20 protein-coding genes are annotated in these 26,581 nt (G+C 48.1%); 5 read left to right on the plus strand and 15 right to left on the minus strand.

Annotated elements, in window-relative coordinates; translation table 11 throughout:
* Positions 1-311 precede the first annotated feature (311 nt).
* The 4 genes from BC343_RS12300 to BC343_RS12315 form a co-directional block, all read right to left on the minus strand.
* Complete coding sequence (locus BC343_RS12300; protein WP_078348087.1) at positions 312-2,891, minus strand: BamA/TamA family outer membrane protein; 2,580 nt, start codon at positions 2,889-2,891, stop codon at positions 312-314.
* Positions 2,892-2,954: 63 nt separating this feature from the next.
* Complete coding sequence (locus BC343_RS12305; protein ID WP_078348088.1) at positions 2,955-3,845, minus strand: hypothetical protein; 891 nt, start codon at positions 3,843-3,845, stop codon at positions 2,955-2,957.
* Between the two features lie 13 nt (positions 3,846-3,858).
* A complete protein-coding gene (ppk1, locus tag BC343_RS12310; RefSeq protein WP_078348089.1) occupies positions 3,859-5,898 on the minus strand; it encodes a polyphosphate kinase 1 in 2,040 nt (679 codons plus the stop codon).
* A 3-nt stretch (positions 5,899-5,901) separates the two neighbouring features.
* Positions 5,902-7,152 carry a Pycsar system effector family protein gene (locus BC343_RS12315; protein ID WP_078348090.1) on the minus strand — a complete coding sequence of 417 codons (1,251 nt, stop codon included), beginning with the start codon at positions 7,150-7,152 and terminating at the stop codon, positions 5,902-5,904.
* 139 nt (positions 7,153-7,291) lie between these two features.
* Between BC343_RS12315 and BC343_RS12320 the strand changes: the two genes are divergently transcribed.
* The 4 genes from BC343_RS12320 to BC343_RS12335 all read left to right on the plus strand — a co-directional run bounded on the left by BC343_RS12320 (position 7,292) and on the right by BC343_RS12335 (position 12,734).
* The gene (locus BC343_RS12320) at positions 7,292-7,990 is read left to right on the plus strand and encodes a phosphatase PAP2 family protein (protein WP_078348091.1); all 699 of its coding nucleotides are present in this window, start codon (positions 7,292-7,294) and stop codon (positions 7,988-7,990) included.
* A 155-nt stretch (positions 7,991-8,145) separates the two neighbouring features.
* The gene (locus tag BC343_RS12325) at positions 8,146-9,009 is read left to right on the plus strand and encodes an EamA family transporter (RefSeq protein WP_078348092.1); all 864 of its coding nucleotides are present in this window, start codon (positions 8,146-8,148) and stop codon (positions 9,007-9,009) included.
* A 122-nt stretch (positions 9,010-9,131) separates the two neighbouring features.
* Entirely contained in the window at positions 9,132-10,274 is a 1,143-nt protein-coding gene (locus BC343_RS12330) for a putative sensor domain DACNV-containing protein (RefSeq protein WP_078348093.1), read from the plus strand.
* Between the two features lie 39 nt (positions 10,275-10,313).
* Positions 10,314-12,734, plus strand: a complete 2,421-nt coding sequence (locus tag BC343_RS12335) for a GAF domain-containing protein (RefSeq protein WP_078348094.1) — start codon at positions 10,314-10,316, stop codon at positions 12,732-12,734.
* On the opposite strand, the gene BC343_RS12340 is transcribed toward BC343_RS12335, so the two are convergent.
* The 5 genes from BC343_RS12340 to BC343_RS12360 form a co-directional block, all read right to left on the minus strand.
* Positions 12,698-13,552 carry a pirin family protein gene (locus tag BC343_RS12340; RefSeq protein WP_078348095.1) on the minus strand — a complete coding sequence of 285 codons (855 nt, stop codon included), beginning with the start codon at positions 13,550-13,552 and terminating at the stop codon, positions 12,698-12,700. The two genes, BC343_RS12335 and BC343_RS12340, sit on opposite strands and share 37 nt — an antisense overlap.
* Positions 13,553-13,856: 304 nt before the next feature.
* Positions 13,857-14,444 carry a Crp/Fnr family transcriptional regulator gene (locus BC343_RS12345; protein ID WP_078348096.1) on the minus strand — a complete coding sequence of 196 codons (588 nt, stop codon included), beginning with the start codon at positions 14,442-14,444 and terminating at the stop codon, positions 13,857-13,859.
* Between the two features lie 349 nt (positions 14,445-14,793).
* A complete protein-coding gene (locus BC343_RS12350) occupies positions 14,794-15,267 on the minus strand; it encodes a MarR family winged helix-turn-helix transcriptional regulator (RefSeq protein ID WP_078348097.1) in 474 nt (157 codons plus the stop codon).
* Positions 15,268-15,311: 44 nt separating this feature from the next.
* The gene (locus BC343_RS12355; protein WP_317043642.1) at positions 15,312-17,819 is read right to left on the minus strand and encodes a DUF5686 and carboxypeptidase-like regulatory domain-containing protein; all 2,508 of its coding nucleotides are present in this window, start codon (positions 17,817-17,819) and stop codon (positions 15,312-15,314) included.
* 68 nt (positions 17,820-17,887) lie between these two features.
* Positions 17,888-18,187 (minus strand): hypothetical protein, encoded by a 300-nt coding sequence (locus tag BC343_RS12360; RefSeq protein WP_078348099.1) that lies wholly within the window; start codon positions 18,185-18,187, stop codon positions 17,888-17,890.
* 275 nt (positions 18,188-18,462) lie between these two features.
* On the opposite strand from BC343_RS12360, the gene BC343_RS12370 reads away from it, so the two are divergent.
* Positions 18,463-18,657 (plus strand): hypothetical protein, encoded by a 195-nt coding sequence (locus BC343_RS12370; protein ID WP_078348101.1) that lies wholly within the window; start codon positions 18,463-18,465, stop codon positions 18,655-18,657.
* A gap of 14 nt (positions 18,658-18,671) precedes the next feature.
* On the opposite strand, the gene BC343_RS12375 is transcribed toward BC343_RS12370, so the two are convergent.
* Genes BC343_RS12375 through BC343_RS12400 form a run of 6 tightly spaced genes read right to left on the minus strand, consistent with a single transcriptional unit; the run spans position 18,672 to position 26,547 of the window.
* Entirely contained in the window at positions 18,672-19,223 is a 552-nt protein-coding gene (locus tag BC343_RS12375) for a phage tail protein (RefSeq protein ID WP_078348102.1), read from the minus strand.
* A 20-nt stretch (positions 19,224-19,243) separates the two neighbouring features.
* Positions 19,244-19,789 (minus strand): phage tail protein, encoded by a 546-nt coding sequence (locus BC343_RS12380; protein ID WP_078348103.1) that lies wholly within the window; start codon positions 19,787-19,789, stop codon positions 19,244-19,246.
* A gap of 17 nt (positions 19,790-19,806) precedes the next feature.
* A complete protein-coding gene (locus BC343_RS12385; protein ID WP_078348104.1) occupies positions 19,807-20,370 on the minus strand; it encodes a phage tail protein in 564 nt (187 codons plus the stop codon).
* Between the two features lie 11 nt (positions 20,371-20,381).
* Entirely contained in the window at positions 20,382-21,608 is a 1,227-nt protein-coding gene (locus tag BC343_RS12390; RefSeq protein WP_078348105.1) for a hypothetical protein, read from the minus strand.
* Between the two features lie 23 nt (positions 21,609-21,631).
* Positions 21,632-25,636, minus strand: a complete 4,005-nt coding sequence (locus BC343_RS12395) for a hypothetical protein (RefSeq protein WP_078348106.1) — start codon at positions 25,634-25,636, stop codon at positions 21,632-21,634.
* Positions 25,637-25,644: 8 nt separating this feature from the next.
* Positions 25,645-26,547, minus strand: a complete 903-nt coding sequence (locus tag BC343_RS12400) for a hypothetical protein (protein WP_143822165.1) — start codon at positions 26,545-26,547, stop codon at positions 25,645-25,647.
* Positions 26,548-26,581: the final 34 nt, after the last annotated feature.

Here is a 26,581-nt window from a genome sequence, read left to right on the forward strand (position 1 = left end):
TTTTGTTCCTTGTTTGTTGATAACAAATGTCGGTATAAAGGCAGCAATTCAACTTAATGTAGGTTAGTGCGGAAAGTTAATGTAGATTAAGTGCTGTGGCTATTTAACCGCAAAGTGCGCAGAGAACTTGCAGCTTCATTAGCGAAAAGGGCGCAAAGATATTTTTTACGCAAAGACGCCAAGCCACAAAGTTCTATATTATCTCCTTTGCAACTTGGCGTCTTCATTTATTTATTAAATAGCATGCAAGGCTTTGTGCTCTTTGCGAAAACTTTGCGGTCTTTGCGGTTAATTCACCAACACGCCGTTCATCACAGCCTGAAATTCAAGCTCACATACGGGTACCAACCCTCCACCGAGTGGCCCGCCAGTACCTGCACTACTATGAGCGCTGCCGGCGAGAAGTAGGCACCGCCGCCTACGCCCTGGTGTATGCCGCCCTCGTTGTTGCCGTCGGCCCAAACGCGGCCGGCATCGTAAAAACCGCTCAGGCCCAATTGGCCCGGTAATATATAACCACGGATATTGGCCAGTTTAAGCCTTGCCTGCAGGTTGTTGTACAACATGTGCTTGCCCGCGAAACGGTTTTGCAGGTAGCCCAGCAGGTTGCCCTGCCCGCCCAAAAACATGCCCTGGTAAAAGGCAGGGTCGCCAACGGTGACGCCGCCACCTATACGGTCGCTTATTACCAGTGCGCCGTGTTTGGTTAATTTCTTATAAAAGGTAAACTCCGAACGTATTTGCCCGTATGCACGCGAATAACCGTTAAGCCCGTTGTAGCCGCTCAATTGTACCGTAAAATAATACCCATCAGTAGGGAACACACCGCCTTTACGCTGGTTATCAATATAGTTTACCAGCAGCCCCAGGTGCGCTTTGTCTTTGTTCACAATTAAGCTATCGTACGAGTTGATGAGCGATGGGTTGGTAATAAACCTGCCCACATTATCATCGGCACCTAAATGGTAAAATTGCAGCGACGGGCCAACGCTGATGGTTTTGAGGCTATCGATATGCCAGCGTAGTGCCGGGTCAAATTGATAGGTATCAAAACGGGTGCGGTAGAACCTGCGGTAGTTGGGGCCTTTTACCAGCGGCGTATTATTGCCGAAGCCGAAGAAGTTTAATGTATTATCAGGCGCCTGTATTTTGGCGTTCATCAACAGGTCGGCTTTGCCAATGGCGCTTATCCACTCGCCTGCATAGCGTATCCTGAAAGCATCCGAAGAGAACGAATGCGTCACCATCAGTTGCTGCATACTGGTATAAGGCAGTTTGCGGAAACCATCCTTTTTGGTGTACTGCGCACCCAACCCTAACAGAAAGCCGTCATCCACGTTGAGCGCGGCAGTTGCCAGCGGCATCCATACGTTGTAAGGGAAAGTGGGTACGAATTTAGTATTAAACGTATCGCGAGAGATGTGCTTAGTGAACAGGCTCTGGTCGTCGGCAAACTTTATGCTATCGGGATTTGCGTAAACCTTAACACTCCCGGCCGACTTAACACCGTCGTAAACCTTATTGCCTTTACCACCCACTACACGCAGGTTTATGGTAGATGAAGAATTGTTTACGATAACCCTGTCATCCCCGGCAAGGGTATAAAGCCTTATTTCGTGGGTAAATTCGGGCTTGTACACCATGTTTAGCAAGGTATCGGTAAGCTTACCGTCCTTGTTTATTTTTTGTATCAGTACGCGCATGCCTTTATCCGGCCCGTCGGTTATAGTTACCTGCTCGTTTTTATCGCTGGTGCGTATATCCACCAGGCGATTTATAAAGCGGTAGTACTCATCCATTGCCTTGGGGATATTGTTGCGGCGCTCTTTCAGTTCGGCAAGCAGTTTATCGTGCCTGATGTTGTAGGCAGCAACCGGCATTTTACGCAAGCCTGCTTCTAACACGGCATCGGTTTCGGCGGCCACGAATTCGTTGGTTATACGCATCCAGTCTTCATAAGATATCTGCGCATCCAGGTACGATTTAATGAATCTTGTTTTAAATATAGAATACTCGGGGCGGGGTATCTCGCCGCTGAAGTTATCGATAGCGGGGTTGATGAAAGGCAACGACGCAATGGTTGGGAACACGCCCTGTGCCACGTGCAGCACTTGGTCGCGGTCGCGCGGAACGCCAATGTACATTTTACCGCTGCCCTTTTGCCTGTCGAGCCAGCGCCATTGGTCTTCGTGGCGGTCCCAGTCGGCCACCAGCAGGTCGAGCAGCCGGGCGCGTAAAAAGGTTTCGCCATCAAAGTGGTTATCGTTATCGGCGATAATCTTGCCCAGGGCTTTTTCGGTATTGTCAGATTCGCCGCCCGGTTCGCGCTCTTCCAGCAAGGCAACTATATTGGCGAATTTCTTGCGGAACTTTCCGAGCGCCGGGTCATCGGCAACCACACCTATTACGGGGTTTGCATGCGGTACTTTGGCAGCTTCAGCCATTGGACCTACTATCAATGCCGAAAATGGGTGCTGGCCGCTAATGGCATCGTCCAGCCAGTCGATAGCGAACGTACCTGCAAAGTTTGGCGGGAGCAGTTTATCGGGCGATTTCTCAACGCTGCGTATCACCCACTCGCGACCCTGCTTATCTTTTAATCTTAATGATTTTGATTGGTAGCCTCCTCCCTCTTTTTCGGGAGTAAGCCCGCCGTAAACCTCGCTCAACCTTATCAACGGCAGTTTAACAGGCACAGCCCATTCTTCGCGGTAGTTTTTGCCGAAGAGCCATTTGTGGGCGCCCGTAACATCGTTATAAGATGGGTGCACTTTTACCACAACACTGTCTTTAAACTTAGGGGCGGGAAGTTCTTCAACGGCAGCTTTTTGCGCGTAGGCCGTTGTAGCAGCGGCCGTAATGGCAGATAGGATAAGTAGGTTTTTGATCATAGGTAGGGCTATTTAGTAGTATGTATAGCTGCGGCACCATGGCGCCGCAGCTTTGGTTCAGTGCTATTTGGGCTTGGTGTACTTAAACAGCAGTATGTTACCGCTGGCCAGTTCGTCGCCCTCGTTAGATATATACAGGTTGCCCTTGCTATCGAAGGCCATACCTTCGGGTTGCAAAAAGCCTTTCAGCATATAGCTGGCTTTTGGCACCCATTTATCATCGGTAACCACCAGCAGTTTATTTATGGCCGATACAATGAACCACTCGCCTGTCAGCGGGTTACGGGCCATTGCCGACGGGCGGAACTTGAATTTCTTCTTCTTTTCGCCATCGCCCATATCGGTTACCGAAACATTAAAATCGCCGGCATTGCTTATGCTGCCATCGGCCCCCAGGTTTAAAATATACCCCGAGTTATTATCGGTACTCTTATCAATATCGCATTGTTTACACAATACGTAAAGCTTTTTGCTTTGGTTATCAAAATGCATGGCCTCGTACTCGCCCTTAGGCAGCAATTTCTTGGCCTTTTGGCTTTTGATAGTCCCGGCAGTTACTTCGCTTAGCGGGAAGCTGTGAAACTCGCCATCGCTGCGGAGAATAACTGCCTGGCCGTTGCCAATGGCTACATCCTCGTAATCGCCATGTTTACCAAATTTAGCACTTTTTGTTGTACTGCTACCCGGTGCAAGGTAATAGATGTCGCCATCCTCGTCCTGTTCCGCGTATATGATATCGTCATGGCCGTTTTCAAAAGCAATGCCCGATATTTCTAATAGCTCCGTCGGCATTTTATATTCGGTTGGCGCGCTCAGGTCATACCCGGGCGGGTTCTGTGCAGCCGACTCTTCAGTCTTTTCCTCTTTCTTTTCTTTTTTGCTTTTTCCCTGCCCGCACGATACGGCCATAAGCCCTACCAGCGCAACTGAACATAGTATAGATATCTTTCTCATAGGTTATTGGTGGCTAAGCGCCTTGTTTGGTTAAATAGCGGTATATGGCTTCCTGCGAACGTACCGGCTCGCCACCCGCTTCGGGCTTTTGGTGTTCCATATGGCTATCTAATAACACGGCTTGTACATTATCGTTTAGCTGTATGCGGATTATTTCTGCGATCTGCTTTTTCAACGCCTCATCATATACCGGGAAACATACCTCTATACGGTTATGGATATTGCGGTTCATCCAATCGGCCGAGCCCATCAGTATCTCCTCGTTGCCATTATTATGGAAGATGAATACCCTCGGGTGCTCCAAAAACCTGTCGACGATGCGCCTGATGGTGATATGCTCGCTCATGCCCTTTATACCCGGCACCAAACAGCAAATACTACGCACTATAAGCTGAACTTTTACGCCCGCCTGCGATGCCTCGTACAATTTATTTATCATGCCCCGCTCCTCCAGGTTGTTCATTTTTATGATGATACCGTTTGGCAGCCCCTGTTTGGCGTTGGCTATCTCGCGCTCTATCAGCTCGAAAAAGCGGGTTTTGAGGTTGAACTGTGCTACCAATATATGCTTAAATGCGATCTGATTATCTGCGGAAGGCTTCTCGCGCCTGGCCAAAAAGATGAACAGCAGCTCTAACTCGCGCAGCAGGTTGGCGTTGGTGGTGAGCAGTATATGGTCGGTGTAAAAACGTGCGGTACCCTCGTTAAGATTACCTGTAGCCAATAAGCCTGAATACATTACTCTATCGCCTTTCTTGGTTTTCACCAAAGCTATTTTGGCGTGTACCTTTAAAGCGGTTACGCTGTAGATGATATCCACACCCGCGGACTTCATTTTCTTGGCCCATTTGATATTGTTGGCCTCATCAAAGCGTGCCTTCAATTCTACCACTACCTTTACCTTTTTGCCGTTTTTGGCGGCGCTTATCAAAGCGTTCACAATGCGCGAATCGCTGGCCACGCGGTAAAGTGTAACGCATATTTCGGTAACATCGGGATTGTTGGCGGCTTCGTTAAAAAAACGCAGGATTATATCGTACGATTGATAAGGTGTACTCACCAACAGATCTTGCCGGGCCAATAAATCAGCAAGGGGTTCTTCAACCGATACCTCGGTCAGTTTACCCGCCGGCCATTTGGGGTACGATAGTTTTTCGCCGCCAATGGGCAAGGCAAAAAAGTCTTTCAGGTTATGGTAGCGGCCGCCCTCAACCGTAGTAGGTTTATTCAGGTTGAGGTAAGCGCCAAGGCTCTCCAATATGCGCAGCGGCATATCTGCCTGGTACAAAAAGCGAGTGGCGTAACCCAGGTCGCGCTTGTTCAGTTGTTTTTCTATTTGTTCCGATAGGTCGCCGGGGTACTCGTCCTGAATATCCAGTTCGGCATCGCGGGTAATTTTAAAGCTGTAGCAGGCTTTCACCTCGGCCTTCCTGAATAGTTTATCCATGTTAAAACGGATAACATCATCAAGGAAGATAATATATTGCTTGCCATCAGCCTTGGCCGGAAAGAACCGTGGCAGGCTATCTGACGGGATGTTGAGCAACACCATTTTCTCCTTCCCGGCTTCCAGCAGTTCTACCAAAAAGTAAAGCTTATTATTCTCGGGGAAAAAGCCGTGCTTACCATCAAGCGTTAGCGGCTGCAAAAAGGCCAGTACTTCGGCCAAAAAGTAATTGCTTACCTCGTTGTGCAAAGCCGTCGGCAGCGGTTGGTTGTACAGCAGTTCTACATTTTCAGCACGCAACAGGGGTATCAGCTGCGTAGTGAGTATCTCCCCAAAGTGCCGCTGCTGGGCCAGTATCATATCCGATGCTTGCTGAAGCAAGTCTTTTTGTTCATCGCTGTCTATGTCGCTGCTCTTTTTCTGCCCTATTTTTTGCAGGGCGCGCAGCACGGGCATACGCACGCGAAAAAACTCATCGAGATTGGAGGAATAGATAGAAAGGAATTTTATCCGCTCCAATAAAGGTGCAGCTTCGTTAGCGGCCTCTTCCAGCACCCGCTGGTTAAAGCTTAGCCAACTCAGGTCGCGGTTGAAGTAATGATGCATACTTTATAGTATAGGTTTATCGGCAAAAAATGCTGAAAAAACAATGAACGCCAGTACCGACGTAATAAGGCCGAACATGAAAATATTATAGGCTATACGCAGCAGGCGGTACTTTTTACCCAGCACCACACCCTGTGCGTAAACATCTTTTATCAAACTGCCGTACAGGAAATCCCTATCGTCCATCATCTTCTCCATCCCGTAGGTGTATTCTTCTAAACTCATCTTATAAAAGTTGCCGAAGAACAGCAGGTTCACGTTTTTGGTATCTACATCCTCGCGGGTAAACACACCCTGCGGGATAGACGGGCGTGTGGCCAGTATAGAAAAGGTAATGGCCAGCAGGCTGATGGATAGCAGTATGAAGGTCGGGATGATCAAAAACTGGTTCTCGCTCAGGCGGCGCAGCACCAAACTGATGATGGCCGAGAGGATAATGGAGTTCACGGTGATCATGATGTGGGCCTTATTGTCGGCCATATCGCTCAGGCGCTGATGGTTGGCCGAGCTTATCCTGAACATGGTTTCGATGCCTTTCTTCGGCTCTTCCAGTTTCTCGTCTGTTTTGTCTTTTTTTCCTTTTTTCACGGGGGCTTCTTGTGTTATAGGGTTTGGTTCGGGCTGTACCGATGCCGCGCGTTCTGCGGCCTTAGCGTCGGATTTGGATGCCTTTTGTTTCAGTATATCAATATTGTGCTGTTTACCGGTATTGAGGAGTACCTGGCAATAATCGGTATGGTATTGATGGGCCGATAAAAAGGCAATGCTTTTTAAGCGCCATTCCTGTTTAGATATTTCTTTGTCGTGCAGGGTTTCGGTTTCCTTCCGCAGCAGTTTATCGGTATCAAAAAAATCGTCGGTACCTAAATGGTAAAGGTCGGCATCACAAATAACTTTCTCCAGCAGGCTCAGGGGCGATTGCGGCATACGCGTAGCCATAATGCAGCCTTTTATATCGGCAATATCTTCTTCATGTACGCCTATGTTCTTTAGGTAGGTTTCGGCGAGTTTGGCGCTTTCTTCTTCGTGGTTATTAATGTCCACCATATAGCCGGTATCGTGAAACCAGCCCGAGGCCACTACCACAAAGTAGTCGTGGTCGTTCACCTGGTAGTGGTTGGCAATTTCTACGGCGCGGTTCACCATATTTTCGGTGTGCTGCCTGTCGTGGTAAACCAGGCGCGGGTCGGCATGTGCTTTATAGTAGGATAACACGTACTCGTGTACCTGTTTCAACTGATCTTGGTAATTCATATAAATAGATGTTGCTTAACAACCGCAATGCAAAATTGTGTGTATTTTGAATTAGGTACAAAAACAAATTATCAGGTAATTTGCTTAAGCAATGCCCGGTTTGGCATAAATATAAATATTAAAACATAGCTGCACACCAATGGGGAATTATTTTTGCCGACGCATATTCAAGTTACTAATTGTAATACAAGTATTTACACTTTTTCATCCTTCGGTAAAATTATTTGCGCAGGAGGTGGTAGTGCCGCCGAGAGACACCGTGGCCGCCCTACCCGACCCAAAACCAAAATCGGCAGTTATAGTTCCCAAAGCTGATAATTTTATACAACGGTTCGACGACCGCACCATGATAAGCCTTGCCCTTAACCGCACCCCGCAGGTCACGCCCACTATGCGTTTCCTGTCGCGCAACCTTATGTATGGCAATATTGGCGTTCCCGCCGGCTTGTTTTTGGGTGGCGTTATCAGCAACAACCGCGAAATGCGCGAAAATGCAGGTTACATTGCCAGTAGCACAGCGATAACCTTTGTGGCTACTTACCTTATTAAAAAAATAGTAGGCCGGCCACGCCCATTTGTGCGTAACCTGAAAATAGTGCCCGTTTATATCCCCGGCGAAAGCTCATTCCCATCCGGGCATAGTTCAACAAGCTTCTCTACGGCCATGGCGCTTTCGCAGGCCTATCCTAAATGGTATGTAGTAGCACCCGCGTTTTTATGGGCCGGCGGCACGGCTTACTCGCGTATGTATTTGGGGGTACACTACCCTACCGATGTGTTTAGCGGGGCTGCATTGGGTAGTGGCACGGCAATATTGTTGAAACCCGCTTTCAAGTAGAATTAACACGAATTGAATTAACACGAATTGAATTAACACGAATTGCACGAATTAGGCCGAATTTCACAAATCTTAGTCGATACGATATGTGAAATTAGCTTCAAATTCGAAATAATTAGTGTTCACTCAATTTGCGTTCGTTAAATTCGGGGCAAATGAGCATCTACACCCTATCACTTGTACTTATCGCCGCTTTCCTCCATGCCTGGTGGAATTTGCTGGCCAAGAAGGCAAAGGGCGGTATAGCACTTACATGGCTCATGTATCTGGCTAGCAATGTGGTTTACCTGCCGGTTATTGTTTACGCATATTACACAGGCCAAGTAAGTTATTCCTGGCCATTCCTGTGGTTCTCGCTCAGCAGTGCGGCTATACATTTAGCTTACTTCAGCATTTTACAACGCGGCTACCGCAAAGCCGACCTATCGGTAGTGTACCCGCTTGCGCGTGGTGCAGGCCCTTTGTTTTCATCGGCGGCAGCTATTTTGTTCCTGCACGAACCGCTTAAACTCACTATCACACTTGGGCTGTTACTTATTATTGCCGGGGTGTTGGTTATCACCGGGCTTCGTTTCCGCAAAGGGAGTAATGCTAACATGATGCCCGGTATTATTTACGGTGTGGCTACGGGCTTCTTTATCGCCCTGTATACTGTTAATGATGTATTGGCGGTAAAATATTACGACGTATCGCCGTTAACACTAACACTGGCTACCAACCTGTTTGGCGCAGTTTTCTTACTACCCTTAATATCCAAACAAAAAACTGAGATACGCCGCGAGGTAAAGGAAAACCGCTGGCCTATAATCGGCATAGCTGTACTTAGCCCCGCTGCCTATATGCTGGTACTGGTAGCCGCGCAACATGCACCCTTAACTGTGGTTGCCCCAACGCGGGAGGTAAGCATTTTGGTTGGCGTATTTATGGGCTCGAAAGTTTTGAAGGAAGAGGATGGCATCAGGCGAATTGTGGCCAGTTTGCTCATACTTGGCGGCATTGTGCTGTTGGGTGTTGGGTAATTGGCTTGCTGTCATACCTTTGTCGTAATTCGCTCCTAATTAAGTCACAAAGAATATTTTATGGCGGCGCACGGCCGTAAAATCATTATTTTCGTATTTAATTTTCTACCACGCCCCAAAACATGCTATCAGAACCTACTTACCTGCCGGCCCGTATGGTTGCCCCCGCTATAGCGGAGCACTTTAAAAAGCATTTGTGCGAAGCGCAAGGGCTTGAAGGCGTGAGCCTGGCCACCGCGCCCGATAGCACTATTATAGAGGCAGTTATAGATATTGGTTTTTGGGCCAGCCTGCGCCGCGAAGAAGGGCATTCGCCAAAAGTGTCGCTGGCGTTGCTAAGCCCGGAACAATCTGAAAAGCCGCTTATCTTCGGCGAAAAACTAAGGCTCACTCCGCAAAACCTGATAAAACTGGCACCTGCGGTAGAGCAACCCGGTATACACCTTGGCGTTTGGCCCGATGGCGACGACCTGATGATATGGGGCACTACCCACAGCATACCCTCTATCTGTTTTGTATTGGAAGTAGTAGAGCCGGGGTTGTTGGTGATAAAACACCGCCGGGTAGATGGCTTTGGCAAATTTGTAAATATCGCCGTTTTGCAGGGCGACCAAATAAAAGTACTGGACGAGGTGACCATGGGTGTTGCCGATTGCCCCGTGCTGCTAAGGTCGCTGGCAAAAATGCCGTTGCCTACCTTCATGGGCGATTCGTTCAACATACTGGTGCAACTGGCCGCTTCTATGCGGGTGCATGGCAAAGGCGGGCTGGTGGCAGTGGTACCTGTCGGGACCGAGAAATACCGCGAATCGGTTGTGCACCCCATTAAATACCCGGTGGTGCCCAACTATAGCGCCATACCCGAATTAATGGCCCAAAGCGAAACCGAACGCAATAAACTGGAATGGCAGGAAGCGCTGCTGGAAGCTATTGACCTTATTGGCGGCTTTACAGCGGTAGATGGTGCCACCATTATCACCGAAAAATACGACCTGCTGGCCTTTGGCGCTAAACTTACCCGCGCCGAGAACAGCGCCCGGGTGGGACAAATTGTCCTGAGCGAACCTGTTGCCCAGTCAAAAGCGACAAAAATGCATCCCGCGCAAAACGGCGGCACACGGCATTTGGCGGCGGCACAGTTTGTGTACGACCAAAAGGATGCCATTGCGCTTGTTGCCTCTCAGGATGGCCAGTTTACGGTTTTTGCCTGGTCGGAAGATATGCAACTGGTGCACGCACACCGTATCGACATATTACTATTGTAACAATTAAACTTTTATACTGTCTATCGTTCTATATTTACTATGAATTTAAATGCATTGGCCGAGAGCCCCTTTCATCTGCAGATCTCTTTCCATATGCTCATTGAGCATTTTGAGGAGGTTGCCGCTACCCAAACCGGGCCGCGGGCAGAGTACGCTCGGTCGGTACTGAAAGAGATCGAGCCCTACCCCGAACTGCGGGATGGCATTACTAAAAAGGAACAGATCATTAACAACACCGAGGTGATTAGCCACCTGCTGGAGATATTGTTCCCTGAAGCTTTAACGCATAACGAAATAAAAGCGGTAAGCATACCTTACCAGGATATACTTTTTAATCAAACAAAACGCTTCCAAAGCATTCTTTCATCAGCCGGCGATGCCTTCAATATTGCCTTCAGGGATTACAACGAGCACCAATTTTACATCATGGCCTGCTGTATCATCCTCGATAGCGAATATGGCACCCATCTTAATTTATCAAAACCGCTGTACTACGATATACCAACAGCTGATGGTATACTGAAACACTACCGCATTTTATACAATGCTGACTTTTTGGACCTAAGCCCTACCGATAAAGCGGTAAAGATAACGCCCGAGGATATCGAACTGCTGCGCGATAATTTCGACAACATAGAGCTTTGGAAAGAGAAATTCCCGGTAGGCAGCTGGAACCTGCGTGGTTTCGGGCTGATATCGCTGTTCGATGCAACAGTAGAAAGCGCCGTATCATCGCTGAAGGGCACCCTGATAGGCCACAGCGAAATGAACAAGGAAACGCACGATGATATCGAATCGGTATTCCGTTCGATATACAAAATACCCGACCTTAAAGTGGGCTTCCTGTCGTTCGATGCGGATGAACAAACGTTCTCGTTACCGCCATTTAAGGATAAGATGCGCAGCTTTCTGCTACCCGAGGATGTGGAGGCCGAACTTTGCTCGGATACGCTGTGCAATAACTCGCTGAACTCGGTAGTGAATGAGGAAGTTTATTACGCTATATCCGATATCGACAAATACATTGCCGAAAACCCGACCAGCGTGATGGGCCCGCGTTTTAAAGAGCAGGGTATTAAAAGCCTTATTCTTTCGCCCGTTGTTAAAAACGGGCAGTTGCTGGGTATAATGGAACTGGTATCGGGCGTAAAAGGCGAACTGAACAGCATTAACGCCAACCAGTTGGAAGTGGTGATGCCTTTCATTACGGATACCATAGACCGTAAAATGACCGATATGCAGAACCGCATACAGGCCGTTATACAGGACGAGTATACCAGCATACACCCAAGCGTTTACTGGAAGTTTAAAAAAGAGGTAAAGAAATACCTGCACCTGAAAGGGCAGCGCCAACGCTACAACCTTAAAGAGATCACCTTTAACAACGTTTACCCGCTATATGGGCAAGTGGATATTAAAGGCTCATCGGAAACGCGCAACCGCAGCCTGCAAACCGATCTGGAGAACCAGTTAGAAGGCGCCATTTCGCTGCTGGAAAAACTGGGGGAATCATCGGGCATCGAATCGATAGAGATGGTGGTGCAAAGGCTTCGCGCTTACGAGATAGAACTTAAAACTGCGCTGAAAGCAGATACCGAGCAACAGATACAGCAGTATCTGGATAACCGCGTGCATCCTATATTGAAGCAAGCGCTTGTTTTAGAAATTAATAATTGCCCCGCCATTGAACGCTACTTTGAGGATGCCGACAAAATGGGCGATTACCACCTGCAGCGCCGCAAGTATGAAACTACGGTGGCCATTATAAACGAGCGGATGGCCGTAATGCTGGATAAATGGCAGGAAGTTGCACAGGCTGCCTACCCGCACTATTATGAGCGTTTTAAAACTGATGGCGTTGAGCATAACCTGTACATTGGCCAGCAGATAGCGCCAACGCAGGAGTTTGATATGGACCATGTGCGCAACCTGCGTTTATGGCAAATACAGGCCTTGTGCGAAATGGAACTGGAGCACCACTTTAACCGCGATATACTCCCCTATCCGCTGGAAGTAACTTCGCTGATACTGGCATTCAGTGCGCCGCTATCTATACGTTTCAGGATGGACGAGAAACGCTTTGATGTAGATGGTACGTATAACGCCAGGTTCGAGATCGTAAAAAAACGTATAGATAAAGCCTGCATAAAAGGTACTACAGAACGCATAACTGCCATTGGTAAGCTTACCATAGTGTATACTAACCACGATGAGGAGTTGGAGTATTTAGCCTACATCCATTACCTGCAAATGAAAGGCTTGCTGGAGCAGGATATAGAGATGCTTGAGGTAGAAGACCTGCAGGGCATATCGGGCCTAAAAGCCATACGCGTAAAGATATTGTACGACAGCAGCCTGCCATCGGGCCAATCTTACACGTACAAAGAACTTTTAGAAGAATTAGACCCGGAAGAATTGCAATATCAAAACGCTAACGAACCGAACGCGCCGTTGGCATAGTCGGCCATGGCCTGGTTTATTTCTTCGGCGGTGTTCATCACAAAGTTGTCTTTAGCCGCAACAGGTTCTTCAATCGGCTCTGCAGATAAAAATAATATTTGAGTATCATCCTCCGCAGTGAGGATGATCTCTTCGTTATCCTTCTCGAAAACGATGAGATTATATTGCGGTATAGTTTCCTGGTTGATGGAGATGCTGCCTTTGGCAATGTAAAGTAAAGTCCAATAACCTGCTGTGGCATTGAACTGTACGGTTTTGCCCATCCCAATTTCACCAACTACGGATATCACCGGGGTAATGCTTTTTATCGGTCCGGTTTTACCATCGAACTCGCCGCTTACCAACCTTAGGTTTACCCCTTCCTGCTCCAAAACCAACGGCTGCTCCGCCTTACGTGCCGATTGATACGTCGGCTCGCCGAACTTATTTACCGCCGGTACATTTACCCAAAGCTGCAATAATTCCTGCGTACCACCATCGCGCAAAAGGCGTTCGCTCGGGCCTTCACTGTGCAACAACCCCTTGCCGGCGAACATCCATTGCGCATCCCCAGCCTGTACGATCTCGTTATGCCCGGCACTGTCTTTATGGTAACCTTCGCCCTGCAACATAAAAGTAACCGGCGCAAAACCACGGTGCGGATGCGGATGTATACGCAATGTTTGCCCCGGCGCAATTGCTTTAGGCGGCATGTGGTGCAACACAATAAAAGGATTAGCGAACCTGAAATCCATATGCGGCAAAGGCTGTTTAACGGTTTCTTCCTTAATTATCTGCTTATCGCGGCCTAACAGGATGTGTTGGATCTTCTTCTTCATGGTTGGAATTGTTTGGTTGGTTATTTCGCGCGGTTATTTTTAACCGCAAAGGACGCAAAGAAAGAAACGCAAAGAGCGCAAAGATTTGAAAGCCCTTTATCATCATATCAAATGTAGCAGGTAATGCATTATGAAAACATAATGTAGATTAAGAAAATCGGCATCTTAATGCGTTCTTCCTCAAATGCGATAATGTTAAATAGCTTATTTCTCTTTGCGGCTTAGCATCTTTGCGTGAAAAATCTTTGTGCTCTTTGCGTTAATGACGCTGCTAATCTCTGCGCACTTTGCGGTTAAATCACCATTACGGCTTATCCAACACCACGGTATTCAACATCTTACTCAAAAACTCGGGCGTTACGCCTATGTATGATGCTACTTGCTTTTGGGGTAGCGAAAGGATGAGCGACGGGTACAGCGTACAGAAATTAAGGTAACGCTCTTTGGCGCTGAGTATCATGTTATCTATCTGCCGGTGCTGGTAGGTGGCCATGGCGTTTTCGGCAAGCATACGGCTAAAGCGTTCGAACTTGGGGTATTTTTGTTGCAGGGCATCCATATCCGGTTTCAGGATGTAGAAGAGTTCGGTTTCTTCAATGGCATCAATGTTCAGACGGGCGGGTTCGCGGGTGAGCATGCTGCGCATGTCTACTATCCACCAGCCCACGGGAGCGAACTGCAGCACGTGTTCGGTGCCGTTCTTGTCCACCGCATAGCTGCGCAGGCAGCCGTTGAATACAAAGGATATTTTAGTGTTAATATCGCCGGCCTCCAGCAAGTATTGTTTGCGTTTTACTTTTTTATAGTGCAGGAAGGAGGTGAAGTATATCTCTTCCTCCTCGGTAAGGGTAACGTATTTGGCGATGTTGTTGAGGATGGGCGTGTATTCCATAGATTGGGCAAAAATAAATACTCTGGAGGTAAAAGTGGTTACCTATGTGGCTATTTAACCGCGGAGGCCGCAGAGGTTACGCGGAGGTTCGCAGAGAGCCTTGCATAATGGCTAAAGAGTTTTTGAGAGTGGCAATAATTTTATGTTTGATCCCTGATCTTCTCTCTTAGCGGCTTGCGCCTTTGCGTGATAAAACTAACCATAATATAAGCTCCGCGAACCTCCGCGTAAACTCCGTGTTCTCTGTGGTTAAATTAACCGCCATACAAAGCCCTCGCAAAAACACAAAAGCCATGAGAAATATCCCACGGCCTTTGTGCTCTTATAATCACTCCTAATTATAATGTTCTTACACGGGCTGCCCGGCGCAGTTATATTCCTCGTGGAATTTTACCAGTTTCAGCATTACATCAATGGCAGCTTCGTAGTTTTTTACGCCTACTACCTTTTTGTACTCGTTCTCCAGGTTCTCTACCTGGTTTTTGAGATGCTGGTAAAATTTTTCGCCCTGCGGGGTGAGGTACAACATTGATGCGCGGGCATCATCGGGGCTTTTCTCGCTGCGCACCATATTGGTGGCTTCCAGTTCTTTCACAATTTTGCTTGCTGCCTGCTTGCTTACGTTCATTTTGGCGGCCAATGCGTTGTTGGTAATGCCCGATGTGCCAATGCTCATAAAAAATGGGATATGTGCATTATTAAAATCGGGGTTATCCATGCGGCAGAGCTTTTTCATGCTCCACTCGTCTATCGAGCGCTTTAGCAAATAAACCAGTTTACAGGTTATCCTCTTCGAATCTTCAATTGTGCTGACCTCTGACATGATATATTAACGATTAAGCTTGTAACTGGTTTAACGAATTTACATTAAAAATCGAACTTAACAAATGCGCGCACGCCGTATTTAGATACACCCGGGTTATCCAAATAAGTAAAACGTTTAACTAAATCTATACGTAACAACTTGAATATGTTGCCCACGGCAACGCTACCCTCAATGTACGGGGTAGAACCCAAAGCGTAAGTACCACCGTTAGCACCCGAAGGGAAACGCAGCAGGTTGGCATTGTTAAGCGGGTTATTCTCGTCGCGCACGCCACCCCAAAGGGCCTTAAAGTCGATTATCTCGCGCAGCTTCAACCTCTTCAACAAAGGCACACGGTTGAACAGGAAGCCGTTGAAGTTATGATCGATAGTGATGCTGGCGTAGTGGTCGCTCACAAACTCCTGGAAGTTCATTAAGTTATAAGAGTACAACTGGAACGCATAAGTTTGGTTAGCGTGGTGAATATCCAGCAACGGGAACGGCACCTGGCCAAACAGGTAACCACCTTCAGTACTTACATCCGTAAAGCCAAATTGCGACAGGTAGAAACGTTTGCTGATACCTGCTGTTAAGTTTTGATAGTTATAATCGCCACCTGCCAGGCCTTTAATACCCTGTGCATAGCTTAAAGTAAATATAGGGTACCTATCAGGTATAGGTGTGCGGTAAAGCTTACCCTGGTAAAATTTCTCATGCGGAGCCCAACGGATAGATGCCGAAAGCTCTGTAGTGTGGATAGTACCTACATCGTTCAGGGTGCCATTTGGCAGCAATTGCTCAAATTTTAAAGCGCCGGCAGCATTTTGGTTCCATTTTTTGAAACCGATGGTATACGACAAGTGGTTTTCAAATTCGTGTACATAATCGAAACGGAAGATATCGTTATACAACCAAATATCGTTAGCGCCACGTTTGAACGATAACAGGAAGTTACTTTCCTGAACGAACTGCAGCTCCTGGCCCGGCACCTTAGTATCATGCTGGAAGCTGGCGCGGATATAGTTCTGCGGGAACGAGTAGATAGATTTATTGTTGAGCGAGTAAGTACTGCTTAAAAAGTATTTCCACTCTTTATCCTTGGTACCGTAAGCGCCATAAGTTTCAAAGTAATAGCGTTTGCTCAGTTGCGGGGTGCTGCGGCCACCTAAGCGCAGGCGCAGGCCTTCAACCGGGTTAAAGCTGTAAAAGGTATTTGCAGGGCCAACTTCAAAGGTGCCGTAGTTTTTGTAACCGGCAAGCACCAGTGTAGCAATATCCATTGTTTTTTTGAACGATGGGATAGTTTGCAGGCTATCGATGTTTTTGTAGATAGCGGCAGATGATGCATCCAGTGTATCGGGGCGGCTCATCAGCCAATATTGGTCGTCTTTATCGCCGGCGTTAGCAACTACTACCTGCTCGGGGCCTTTGTAAGTAGCATCGGTACGGGGCGAATTCACTACAAAGTTATTGATGGTAACCAAACGCTCGCCGTATACACCGCCTCCTTTATTTTTGTTGATACCAAAATCTATCTTCAGGTCGCTTTGGCTCAAGTGGTATTTACCATCGGCATTTTTCTCGAAAGCCAGTTTAGCCTGCATCTGCCTTACAAAGTTAAGGTTGATGTTTTTGTTAACGGTAAGATCCGCAGCTTGCACGGCGTAGTTGCCGTCCATAGTAATGTAAATGCGGCCCTCGAACAGCATCCCGTTGGTATTGCGCGGCGTAAAGCTCAACTCTATCAGGTTAGGCTGCTGATCCTTCAGCGTATCGGTGATGAAGAATTTGTAGAAATCGGGCGAGTGATCCGCGATAGGGCTAAGCAATTGGTTGCTCAGTAAAGATACGTTATTATCATAGATATTAATATCCTGGTACATACGGTTAAAGTATGTAGTTAAGCCCTGGTTATCTACAAAGCTTTCATCGTACTTCACCTGCTTGTTGGCAGATATGATCTGCTTTTTAGCATAAGGCGATTTACGGAAATAGTTATCAGATAATTTTTCTTCCTGGTAAAGCGGCAATAAAGTTTTACCACCTATCAGCGTCGAATCCTGCTCTTTAAATAAGAACTGGTAGTTTTTGAAGATACGTTTGTTTTTGAATTTCTCGCTCAGGTTACTCAGCGAAAAGCTCATGCGCTCGTATTGTTTATACTCGGCAAAGTTGTAGTTCTCTAACTGGTTTTCCTTTTTATGAGCAATAACCTTGCGGATAAGCTCCACAGCGGGGTTATCTTTATTGGTATATTTCTTTTTCTTGCCGGCCCTTACGGTTACTTCGCCAAGCGAGTGGTTATCTTCTACAAGGGCAATGTTCACTTCGTTCTCTTTACCGGCCTCAATAGTGCGGGTAGCGGTTTTGAAGCCAACAAAGGTTACCTGTATTTTGGTGTAGTTGCCGGTGGTGCTAATGCTGTATTTACCCTGCATGTTGGTGCCGCCGCCAATAGTGCTATTGGCAAAAGTTACGGTAACATAAGGCATGGGCTGGTGTGTTTTGGCATCGGTAACGGTACCGCGTACCACCGTGGTTTGAGCCTTGGCGGTAAATACTGCAAACACAAGCAGTAATGTTATGAAGCTTTTAAATAAAAGCGAGGAGTGAGCGCGTTTCATTTTTGTTGAGTGATTTAAGAATGAGATAAGGTAGCTGTACTATTATAATGGAAGCGCTTTTGGGCCATTTGCTTACCCGCAGCACTGTATTTGCTAATTAATTTTTTCATGCCGTTGCCAGATGTTTGTACCAGGCTGCGGGCAGTAAGGGTTAAAAACTCTACGTTGATATCCATACCATTCAGGCTCTGCTTTATACCCTCGCCCAGTGCCTCCACCATGTATTTGGCAGATGCTTTAAACAGCGCGTTGTTGTTGCCCCTGTTGTTGGCAGTGGCGGTGTTATTTTGTGGGTATGTAGATGCAGTTTCCATGACTTGATAAATGATGATACAAAGGTAAACTTAGTTGACCATATTAGTCAACTAAGTTTACGATTATTTTGGCTTTTGGTGTGTTTGTGACACTGTTATGAATTTTGTATGCATTCTGAATATGTAGATGTATAGGGTGTGAGACGACCGAGCCCAAAAAACATTTCATAAATAGTGTGCAAATGACACTAAGATTACACTTAGCGCCTGCGAAATGCACTTTCACAACGAGGAGTTTTTTATAGTTCGATGCTTTCACACTACTGTATATACTCATGATGCCATACAAAACACCAAATGCGCGCCATTACATCAGCATGCTGAAATACAGGCAATTAAATAATAACCAGCAGATCCACCGAAACGATATTTCGTTATTTACCGAAAAAGCTTCGTTAATGCCATTCTTGTGCAGCGCATCAATAAAAACAAAAGCCCCGCTGCGCAAGCACAACGGGGCGGGTAATTAGGGGGAGAGGGGATATTATTGCGGCAGGCCGGCAAATATGATATAGTATGTAGAGATATTTCTTGGCCGTGTCTCGGTACTGTCGCCGGCTTCAGACGATGCTACCGATTTTCTTTCATTTGGCGGATTCCAGTTATCATCGTGGTGGGTTATCCTGAACGATGAGGTATTCCATTCATTGGTATTATGCGTATGTTTTTTGAACGCATCGGCCTGGTAGCTGCCTACAGCATTTCCGGTGTACCCGCCATGGTTTGCGGCGCTGCGGCTTCCCGAATCAGGGTCGCGCGGGTTATGCTGCCTGTCAACGCCTCTCAGAAAAACACCCTGCAGATCCGGCACGTTAAAGTGCGTGTCATTTCCACCATGCGCTTTTTTGATAATGTTGAATAGGGCGGCTTTTTCGGTCTGGCTATACGATTTCCCGTCGCAAAGCAGCCAGCCCTGTGCAGCTAAGCCGGCTATAGTTTCTGATACGCCCATGTATGGCATTACTGTGCCTATAGGTAAATTATTGATCATGGCAGTTGCAGTTGCCTCGTTGGCCTTTAGTTCTTCAGTTTTCATATAGAATATTTTAGGTTTTACTATCGGGGTAGCCCCGCGAAAATAATGTAGTAAGCGCTCACGTTTTTAGGCCGCGTTTCGCTGCCGCCTACATCATTCGAATCAACGGTGCGTTCCTCATTGGCCGGGGTAATGTTCGAGCCATCATCCCTGATAACTTTATTATGGTTTACCCACACTTTGGTGCTATGGTGATGGCTTTTAAATTCGTCGCCCTGCCAGCTTGTGGGCACATCTCCAACAGTATCATTGGTACCCTGCTTACGGCGCGAACCTGCGTCAGTATCCCTTCCCGAACCAGCGCTTACACCGCGGACGAACATGCCGCGCAGATCGGGCAGGTTGAAATTCACACCGCTGCCGCCACAGCTATACTCTATCATATCGAACAGGGCGGCATACTGGTCTTTATTTACCTGGTCGCCATTGCAATGCAGCCATCCGCTGGCTGCCAAACCCGCCATTTTTGTTGAGTTACCCATAAAAGGCATTATAGTACCTACCGGTACGTTGTAAATATTGGCAGTTACCGAAGCCTCGGCGGCATTCATTTCTTCATTCTTCATGGTTGAAATTTATAAGGTTATGAAACGGGCAGGCCCGCAAATATGATGTAGTTTACCGATACGTTTTTAGGGCGTGTTTCATTCCCTCCCTTTTCATCTGAGGTGCCGGCTTTTGGCTCTATGGCGTTAAAATGATAACCACCATCGCCGGGGCTTCTAAAAACGGCATACGCATGTGCGCGCTCAGGAAATCCATGGGTATGTTTTTTAAAATCCTCATCCTGGTAAGTAAGCCTTCCGTTAGGCACGCTTACATCTGTCCCCTGGCGTTTTCGTGAGGCATTATCCGGGTCGCGGCTGGCTGCCCCCTCGCCATCTACGCCGCGTAGAAACACTCCACGCAGGTCGGGCAGGCAAAATTCAGGGTCGGCGCCTCCGCAGGTATTTCCAATAACATCAAAAAGTAAGGGATATTGGGCCTTGTTCAATTTAGCCCCGTTACAGAGCATCCAGCCCTGGCCTTGCATGGTACTAATGCGTTCTGCCGTACCGCCGTAAGGCAAAATGGTGCCCACGGGCAACAGGTTTATTACGGCGGTAACTTCCCTAAGGGGTTCGTTGGTTTGTAATGTAGTTTCCATCTTCTGATAATTTAGGTGGTTATAGGTTGTTCTTCTTTGTCTTTAGCCAGGGCGAATACCGTAATTTTATAATCAGTACGTTCGTGCGAAGGCGTTACGTTGAACGTAGTAGCACCGGTTGGCACAGGCAGTACCGTTACCTGCTGTTGTCCTGCATAATGCTCGGTTATTTCGAAGCGCGCAGCATTTTTGATCACCCAATCTAACTTAAAGGTGCACTTTTGGTTGGGCTGTAAAGGCAGGGCCGTAATATTAAATGAATCTACCCGCGGCGGGTTCATTTTTATTCTGAAAGTATTTTTCTCGCCTTTTACCCCGTTCATCACCGGCCAAATATCTATCTCGCCTGCTGCATCAAAAGGGCCAATACCTACTTTATCACCCGTGGTAGGGTAAGGCGGCTCTATCACTTTCCCATTCAATTCTGCAATAACCGAATCAGCATCTTCGGTGGTCCAGCTTAGCAGAGCATTGGCACCTTTATCTACAGTGAATGAATCAACCGTAAGCATTTTAAATTTAGGTGGGAGTACCGATACCGTTAACTGTGTTTGCAGCCTTATGTCCGCTGTTTTACCTTCCAGTGTATATATGGTGGTTACTGCCGGGTTTTTGATGATTTCGCCATCTTTGGTATCGGTATGTTTCTCTTTTGAAGTGGATTCCGACAGCGTGAAAGTATTTACACCTTTACCTTTGTACTCCAACTTCACCGCCTGTTTTGCAGTAACCACGGTTGTGATAGATGTTAACGCAATTTCGGCTTTAACATCCAATATCTTGGTGATCCTGCCTTTAGCATCCAGTATAGGGGTGTTGCCATCGGGCGGGAAGACCTTCACCCCTACTTCAGCGTCCCCCTGTAAATGGCTCAATGTTATTTGCGAAAAGGTGAAGCCAACGCTCCTACCATTTCCTAAACTAAAAGCGCCATCATTGGGTATTGCCTTAAATTTCCCCGGCACGCCATCAGGCGAGGGCTCTATCTTCCAATCGGGCAACCCCTCTTTTGCAATGATGTTGCCCTCGGTATTAGGCACCACCAGGTCGGCTTGTGTATCGCCGCAGGGCAGCGTGATGTATATACTTCCAATGTCGATGGCTTCGCCGTTGTTGGTAACCGAAACATCCACGTTGCCGATCATTACCTGGCCGGGCTTATCGGTTATCTTTATCTCGGGCGGCAATACGGTGGCGATCAGTTGGCCTTCTGTTAGCCGAGTTTGTTCTGTTTTCATTTTATTAGGGTTAGGTTGGAGGTTTAATAAGCTTTTATGCTGATGGTTTGCTCGCGCGTACCGAGTTTCCCATCGCTGATGGTTAGGGTGATATCGGCAGTTTTGGTGACCTTAAAGTCCACTGAAGCCTGGGTGGCCGGTACATCTGTTGCAGCATCTGCACCAACTTTTAAGGTGGCTGTTGCAGCACCTTGCGATTGCCAGCTTAACTTCACTGTAGTACCGGCTTTGATGTTGTAAGGCGTCTTTTCGTTCAGTACCTCGAATGATAAGATCAGCAGGTCGCCGCCCAATACGCCCGTCAGCCGCAGCCTGCCTTCTACCAGCGTATGCGGGTTACCCGTAAAACGAGGCACGGCATTAGCGGGAACTATCTGTTTTATCTCCGTCCAGTCGGCTTCGTTATCTTGCAGTCCCGGCTCCAGCCAGCTCCAGCTTTGGCCAACGCCTGCGGGTAGCGGCAGCCACCATTCTTTTTTATCTACCAGCAGCGGCCCTGTTTTAAATTCAACCAGCATATCATCCAATACTTTGCCTACGTACAATTCCGGCAGTTCTGTCTTCAATACGGGGAGTATACCGCTGCTGCAATGTATAGCGCCGCGAGGGTCGAGCAGCAGGGTAATGTACGTTGATTCTCCATTAGGTTTAAGGTTGCTGAACGTATTGGTTACGTAAGGCGGCTGCGCCACATCATCTACCACACCATTGTGTACCGAATTGAATTTGCTGTAATCGTTATTGGCGAAGTAGCCCATCACGCCATCCTGCACAAGTTTTATACTCCCTACCTGTACCGGGAACGAGTAGTTCTTGATGCCACCATCGTCGTTCTGCCCTGTTTTTTTCCAGGCGAGGTTGGTACCGGGTTTACCATACATTTCTAAACCTATTGATGCCCGCACTACAGCTATTGGCCTGCCTACCAAAACCGAGAGGCTTTGGTTATTGCGCTCGCCCATAGGATCAACCGCCCAAAGGGTTTCGTCTATCGCCTGCAGCAAGTTTTTCAAAGCTTTGGCGCTTTCGGCAGTACCCCTATCGCCGCTGCGCACGCCCAACAGGCCCATTACAAAGCCCTGCAAATGTCCATTGCTGATGCCCTCGGTGTGTACGCCACCAAGTGGAGCAGGCACCCATTGGGCATGCTGGTTTCCCGTAGCGCCCATAGGCATCAGTTCGCCAAGTAGTTTGCCTGCATTATCATACACCATAGCGCTATGGTTAAGGTGATTGGGCAGCACCCAACCGCATACCGGCGTAGTACCGGACGACTGGTTACTCAGCACCGCATCGTTAGCGGCCGAGAGGAAGTTAAAATTAAGCCTTGCCCCCTGCACCAGCCTTGGCGGCAGTTGAAAGCTTGGCGGCAGATTTGCCTCTATCTCGTATTTGCCCGGCCTAACGCCTATGCCCGGTATAGGGTTTATGCCATGCGTTGTTTTTTCACTGCCGGGGGTAAGGTCGCACACCTGGCCAAAATCGTCAACTATCCAAAGTTTTTTAAGGCTCACAAAGCCCGCCCTTACGGGGAAGAAGTTTTCGGGGTAGCCACCCAACAGCATGCCGTGCGCTTCGTTACCAACGGCTTTTGCATATTCATCCTGAGGCTGGCGGCCAAACTGCTCAATATCCCACTGCATCATTTGCATACTGAAACCCGTAAGCGTTTGCGATAGCACATCCCAGTTGCGCGCATCTTTCAGCACATCGCTCAAGGGCACAAAACTGGCGGGCACATTACCTTCAAACTCGCTCAAAAACTCGCGCAGGCGACTTTGCAGGGTAATAGCCTCTTTTGGCGTTAATAGCGACCGCCCCTGGAATTGCTTATCGTTCACCTGCGGCACGGGCACATCGCCGCTTTTCCAGCTATAATCATCTCCATCAAATTGCCATTTGCTTAAGCTTTCATCAACCGCCGGGGTAAAGCCAACCCTCCATTCCAAATAAATTGGTGTCCAGGGTTGGCGCCATGCCCAAACGCCAATTTTCGACGGGATTCGGAACAGGTCGTCGCCGGGGTTAAAGCCTGCCAGCTCTTCCAGAGTGCGTTGGTCTATGGGGGTATGCGGGCCCTTGTTCCAAACAAGGGTTTGCTGGGTTTTAATGCGGTTTACAAAAGTTTCATCGGGGTCTTTCCCGCCCAAGGCCAATTTTGCAATAGTTGCAGCAAAGCCGGGGTTAAGCAGGTAGGCCTCATCCATCAGGTAATAAACCTCTGATGGCACCAGCGCATTCGCCGGTAATTTCGGGAACATATCTTTAGCATACATTACCACATCACCCGAGCCGGGGTTTACCTTGATGCAGGTGATGAATTGCCCGCTGTAGCGTGTGAACAGAAAATCGTCGTACTCGCTATAGATAATGTCCTCGCCACGTTTAAAGCTGCGTTTGGCGTTGTTGATGAGCACCACAGGGTCGTTTGGGCGGTAAAAATCATTAGCAGGTTTTTCCTTCAGCGTGAAAGCTGTGCCCAGTTTTTCGGCAAGCACCTTTTGGGCGGTATCAATAGCAGCTTCGGCAGCAGGTAAACCATCCATTACTGCCTTCACGGCAGCGGCCGATGCCAGCAACACCTGTTCTACAGTCACACCCGGAGGCAAAGGCGGTTTATCCTGCGCGTTGCGGTAAATATTCGCCTTTAGCCAATCGGCATAAAGCTGGCGTTGCAGGGTGGCCAGTTCGCGGGCCTTGCTGTCGAACTCCGTCCTGAGCTTATTTAAGGCAGCAAGCTCGGTTGCCCTATCGGCCGGGAGTTGTGCCAGGCTGTCTTTATTGCCATCGGCCGGTGTAAGTTCGCCTGCTTTGGGCGGCGCTTCGGCAACCCAAATATACCCTCCCGGCATTTTGCCGAACCATGTTTCGCGGATGGCGTTATCCAGTTCAGGAGTATCATATATACCGCCGGGCTGTACCAGCATTTTGTGGCTAAAGGCCTCCAGCATTTTTTCTACCTGTATATCGTTGGCATTGCGGCCACCCTTCAGCGAGCGTTTGTTGTAATTTATCTGCCATTGCATAAAGGCCGATATACAATCGGTAGCCGAGTTGCCCGCCGCCACATAAGGCACCACGCCCGTTTCGGTATCAAACTTGGGCACGTTGCTTTTCACCATGGTGCCAATACCCGGCCATTTTATATTGAATACCAAACCATGGCAAAGCGACTGCCCCGCATATTTACCCGCGCTGCCTTCAAACGGGGTAATACCTTGTTCTTTCAGGTACTTCTCCCCGGCTTCGGTAGCTTTTGTGAGGTCGTAATCGCCATCGGTTTCCTGCGTACCGGCTGCCCATTGCAAGCGGTTCATGGTGGCTATCCATTCTATGCGGTTGGCCCAGGGCTTGCCTGTTTTTGGGGTTGGGTGCAGTATATCGTAGGTACTGTTGGAGAACCAGCCCGCCACCATATAGCTCAGGTTGCAGGCATTGGTATCAATAAACTTATCGGTAAAGCTGAATATGAAAGTATTGTTACCCGCGTAAACCGTAAACAAAGGGTCCGAGTTGCCAATAGCGGTGAGTATCAGGTCCTCGTTCTCGCTGTCCCCGGTATAGCTGTCCAAATCAATGGCCTTACCAATATACTTGATCTCCGGCGAGCCATTATTATTTTTAATGAACTGCGGGTTTACCTTTTGCCCCTGGGTTTTAGTATCGTAAAGCTCATCGCTTTTCACTATCCAGCTCTTGGTGGCCACGCCCGGGTCAGGGCTAAAGCGGGTTATCATCCAGCGGTTGGGTAGGTATGGGTATTCGGCACGGCCCTGGGCGTTCACCATCCCTTTGGTCATGCCATCGGGCAGTGCCCAGTTCACGTATATGCCAGGGTCGGGTTCGTCCTGCTCCCGCAGCGGTTTAAACAGCGGCGGACTAAGCGGCTCAAAGTTTTTGTACTTCTGCTTCAGGTCGATGGAATATATCGAATAAGGGATAGCATCTTTTTTGCGGGTAATTACCAGCGCATCTATTGTAATGGGGACCAACAGCTTTGGCCCTGCCCATGGTGCTTTATTGCTCATATTACCTTTTATAATTGGGGGTTAGTAAAATTGGCTTCATCGGGTGTGCTCACTATCTGCATGGCAAACTGCGCAGGCGTAATTGGCGTTGCCGGTGTAGGGTAAGCGCCTGCGTTAACTAAACTCTGTTGCACGGCGGCTTTCAGGGTTTCTACATTCAGCACGTATTTTTTGTCGGCACTTGCGTCCGTGCGGAAAAGTTGCGTTGCGGTTATGTTGCCTTCTACAGGTTTACCATCGCGCACAACCTGCCCGCCTGTGTCATCGCCTGTAATGTTGCGCAGCTTTATTTTATACGAACCGCCGGCATCGCTAAAACCAAAGCGCAAGCCCTGTGGCGGCTGTTGTATTTTGATAGACACCGGTATGGCGGGGAATATCACCAGCAGCAAACCATCGCCAATGGTTTCGTAACGCAGGGGCACTTGCTGTTGGCCAGCGGCGTAAGTTGGGATGATCTTTAACCCGGGAAAACCGCTCACCAATTGCGACCGTAGTAACATACCGGCTACCAGTGTGAATGGTGCGGGGTCGGCGGCGTTCATGGCATGCGCTATGCCCAATGCGTTGGCACGGAGTTTATTAGCGCCGATCATTGCCTTATCGCGCACACTGTGGGCTAAAATGCTATTCACTTTCTCTTCCAGCGTTGTATTGGTGCCGATGCTGAGGGCACCATCCAGCAGGGCGCATATCCAGCTTGGGTCGATATAAAAAAAGCGGAGGGCGTTTTGAGGCAGCAGGCGTTCATCGGCCACCAGGTTTTGAAAAGGCACATCGCCCAGCAGGCTTAAACGGCTAAGCCAATTTGTTATGGTTGGGTCAGGAGCGGCGGCATTCTGCAACAGGTTTTGCACTGCACTATGCTCCAGTATGTTTTTCATTTGTAATAACCCTGTTTCCGTATTCATGATGATATGGTGTGTATAGAGGTTAATAGATAGG

Source organism: Mucilaginibacter pedocola, from assembly GCF_002013915.1.
Taxonomy (GTDB): Bacteria; Bacteroidota; Bacteroidia; order Sphingobacteriales; family Sphingobacteriaceae; genus Mucilaginibacter; species Mucilaginibacter pedocola.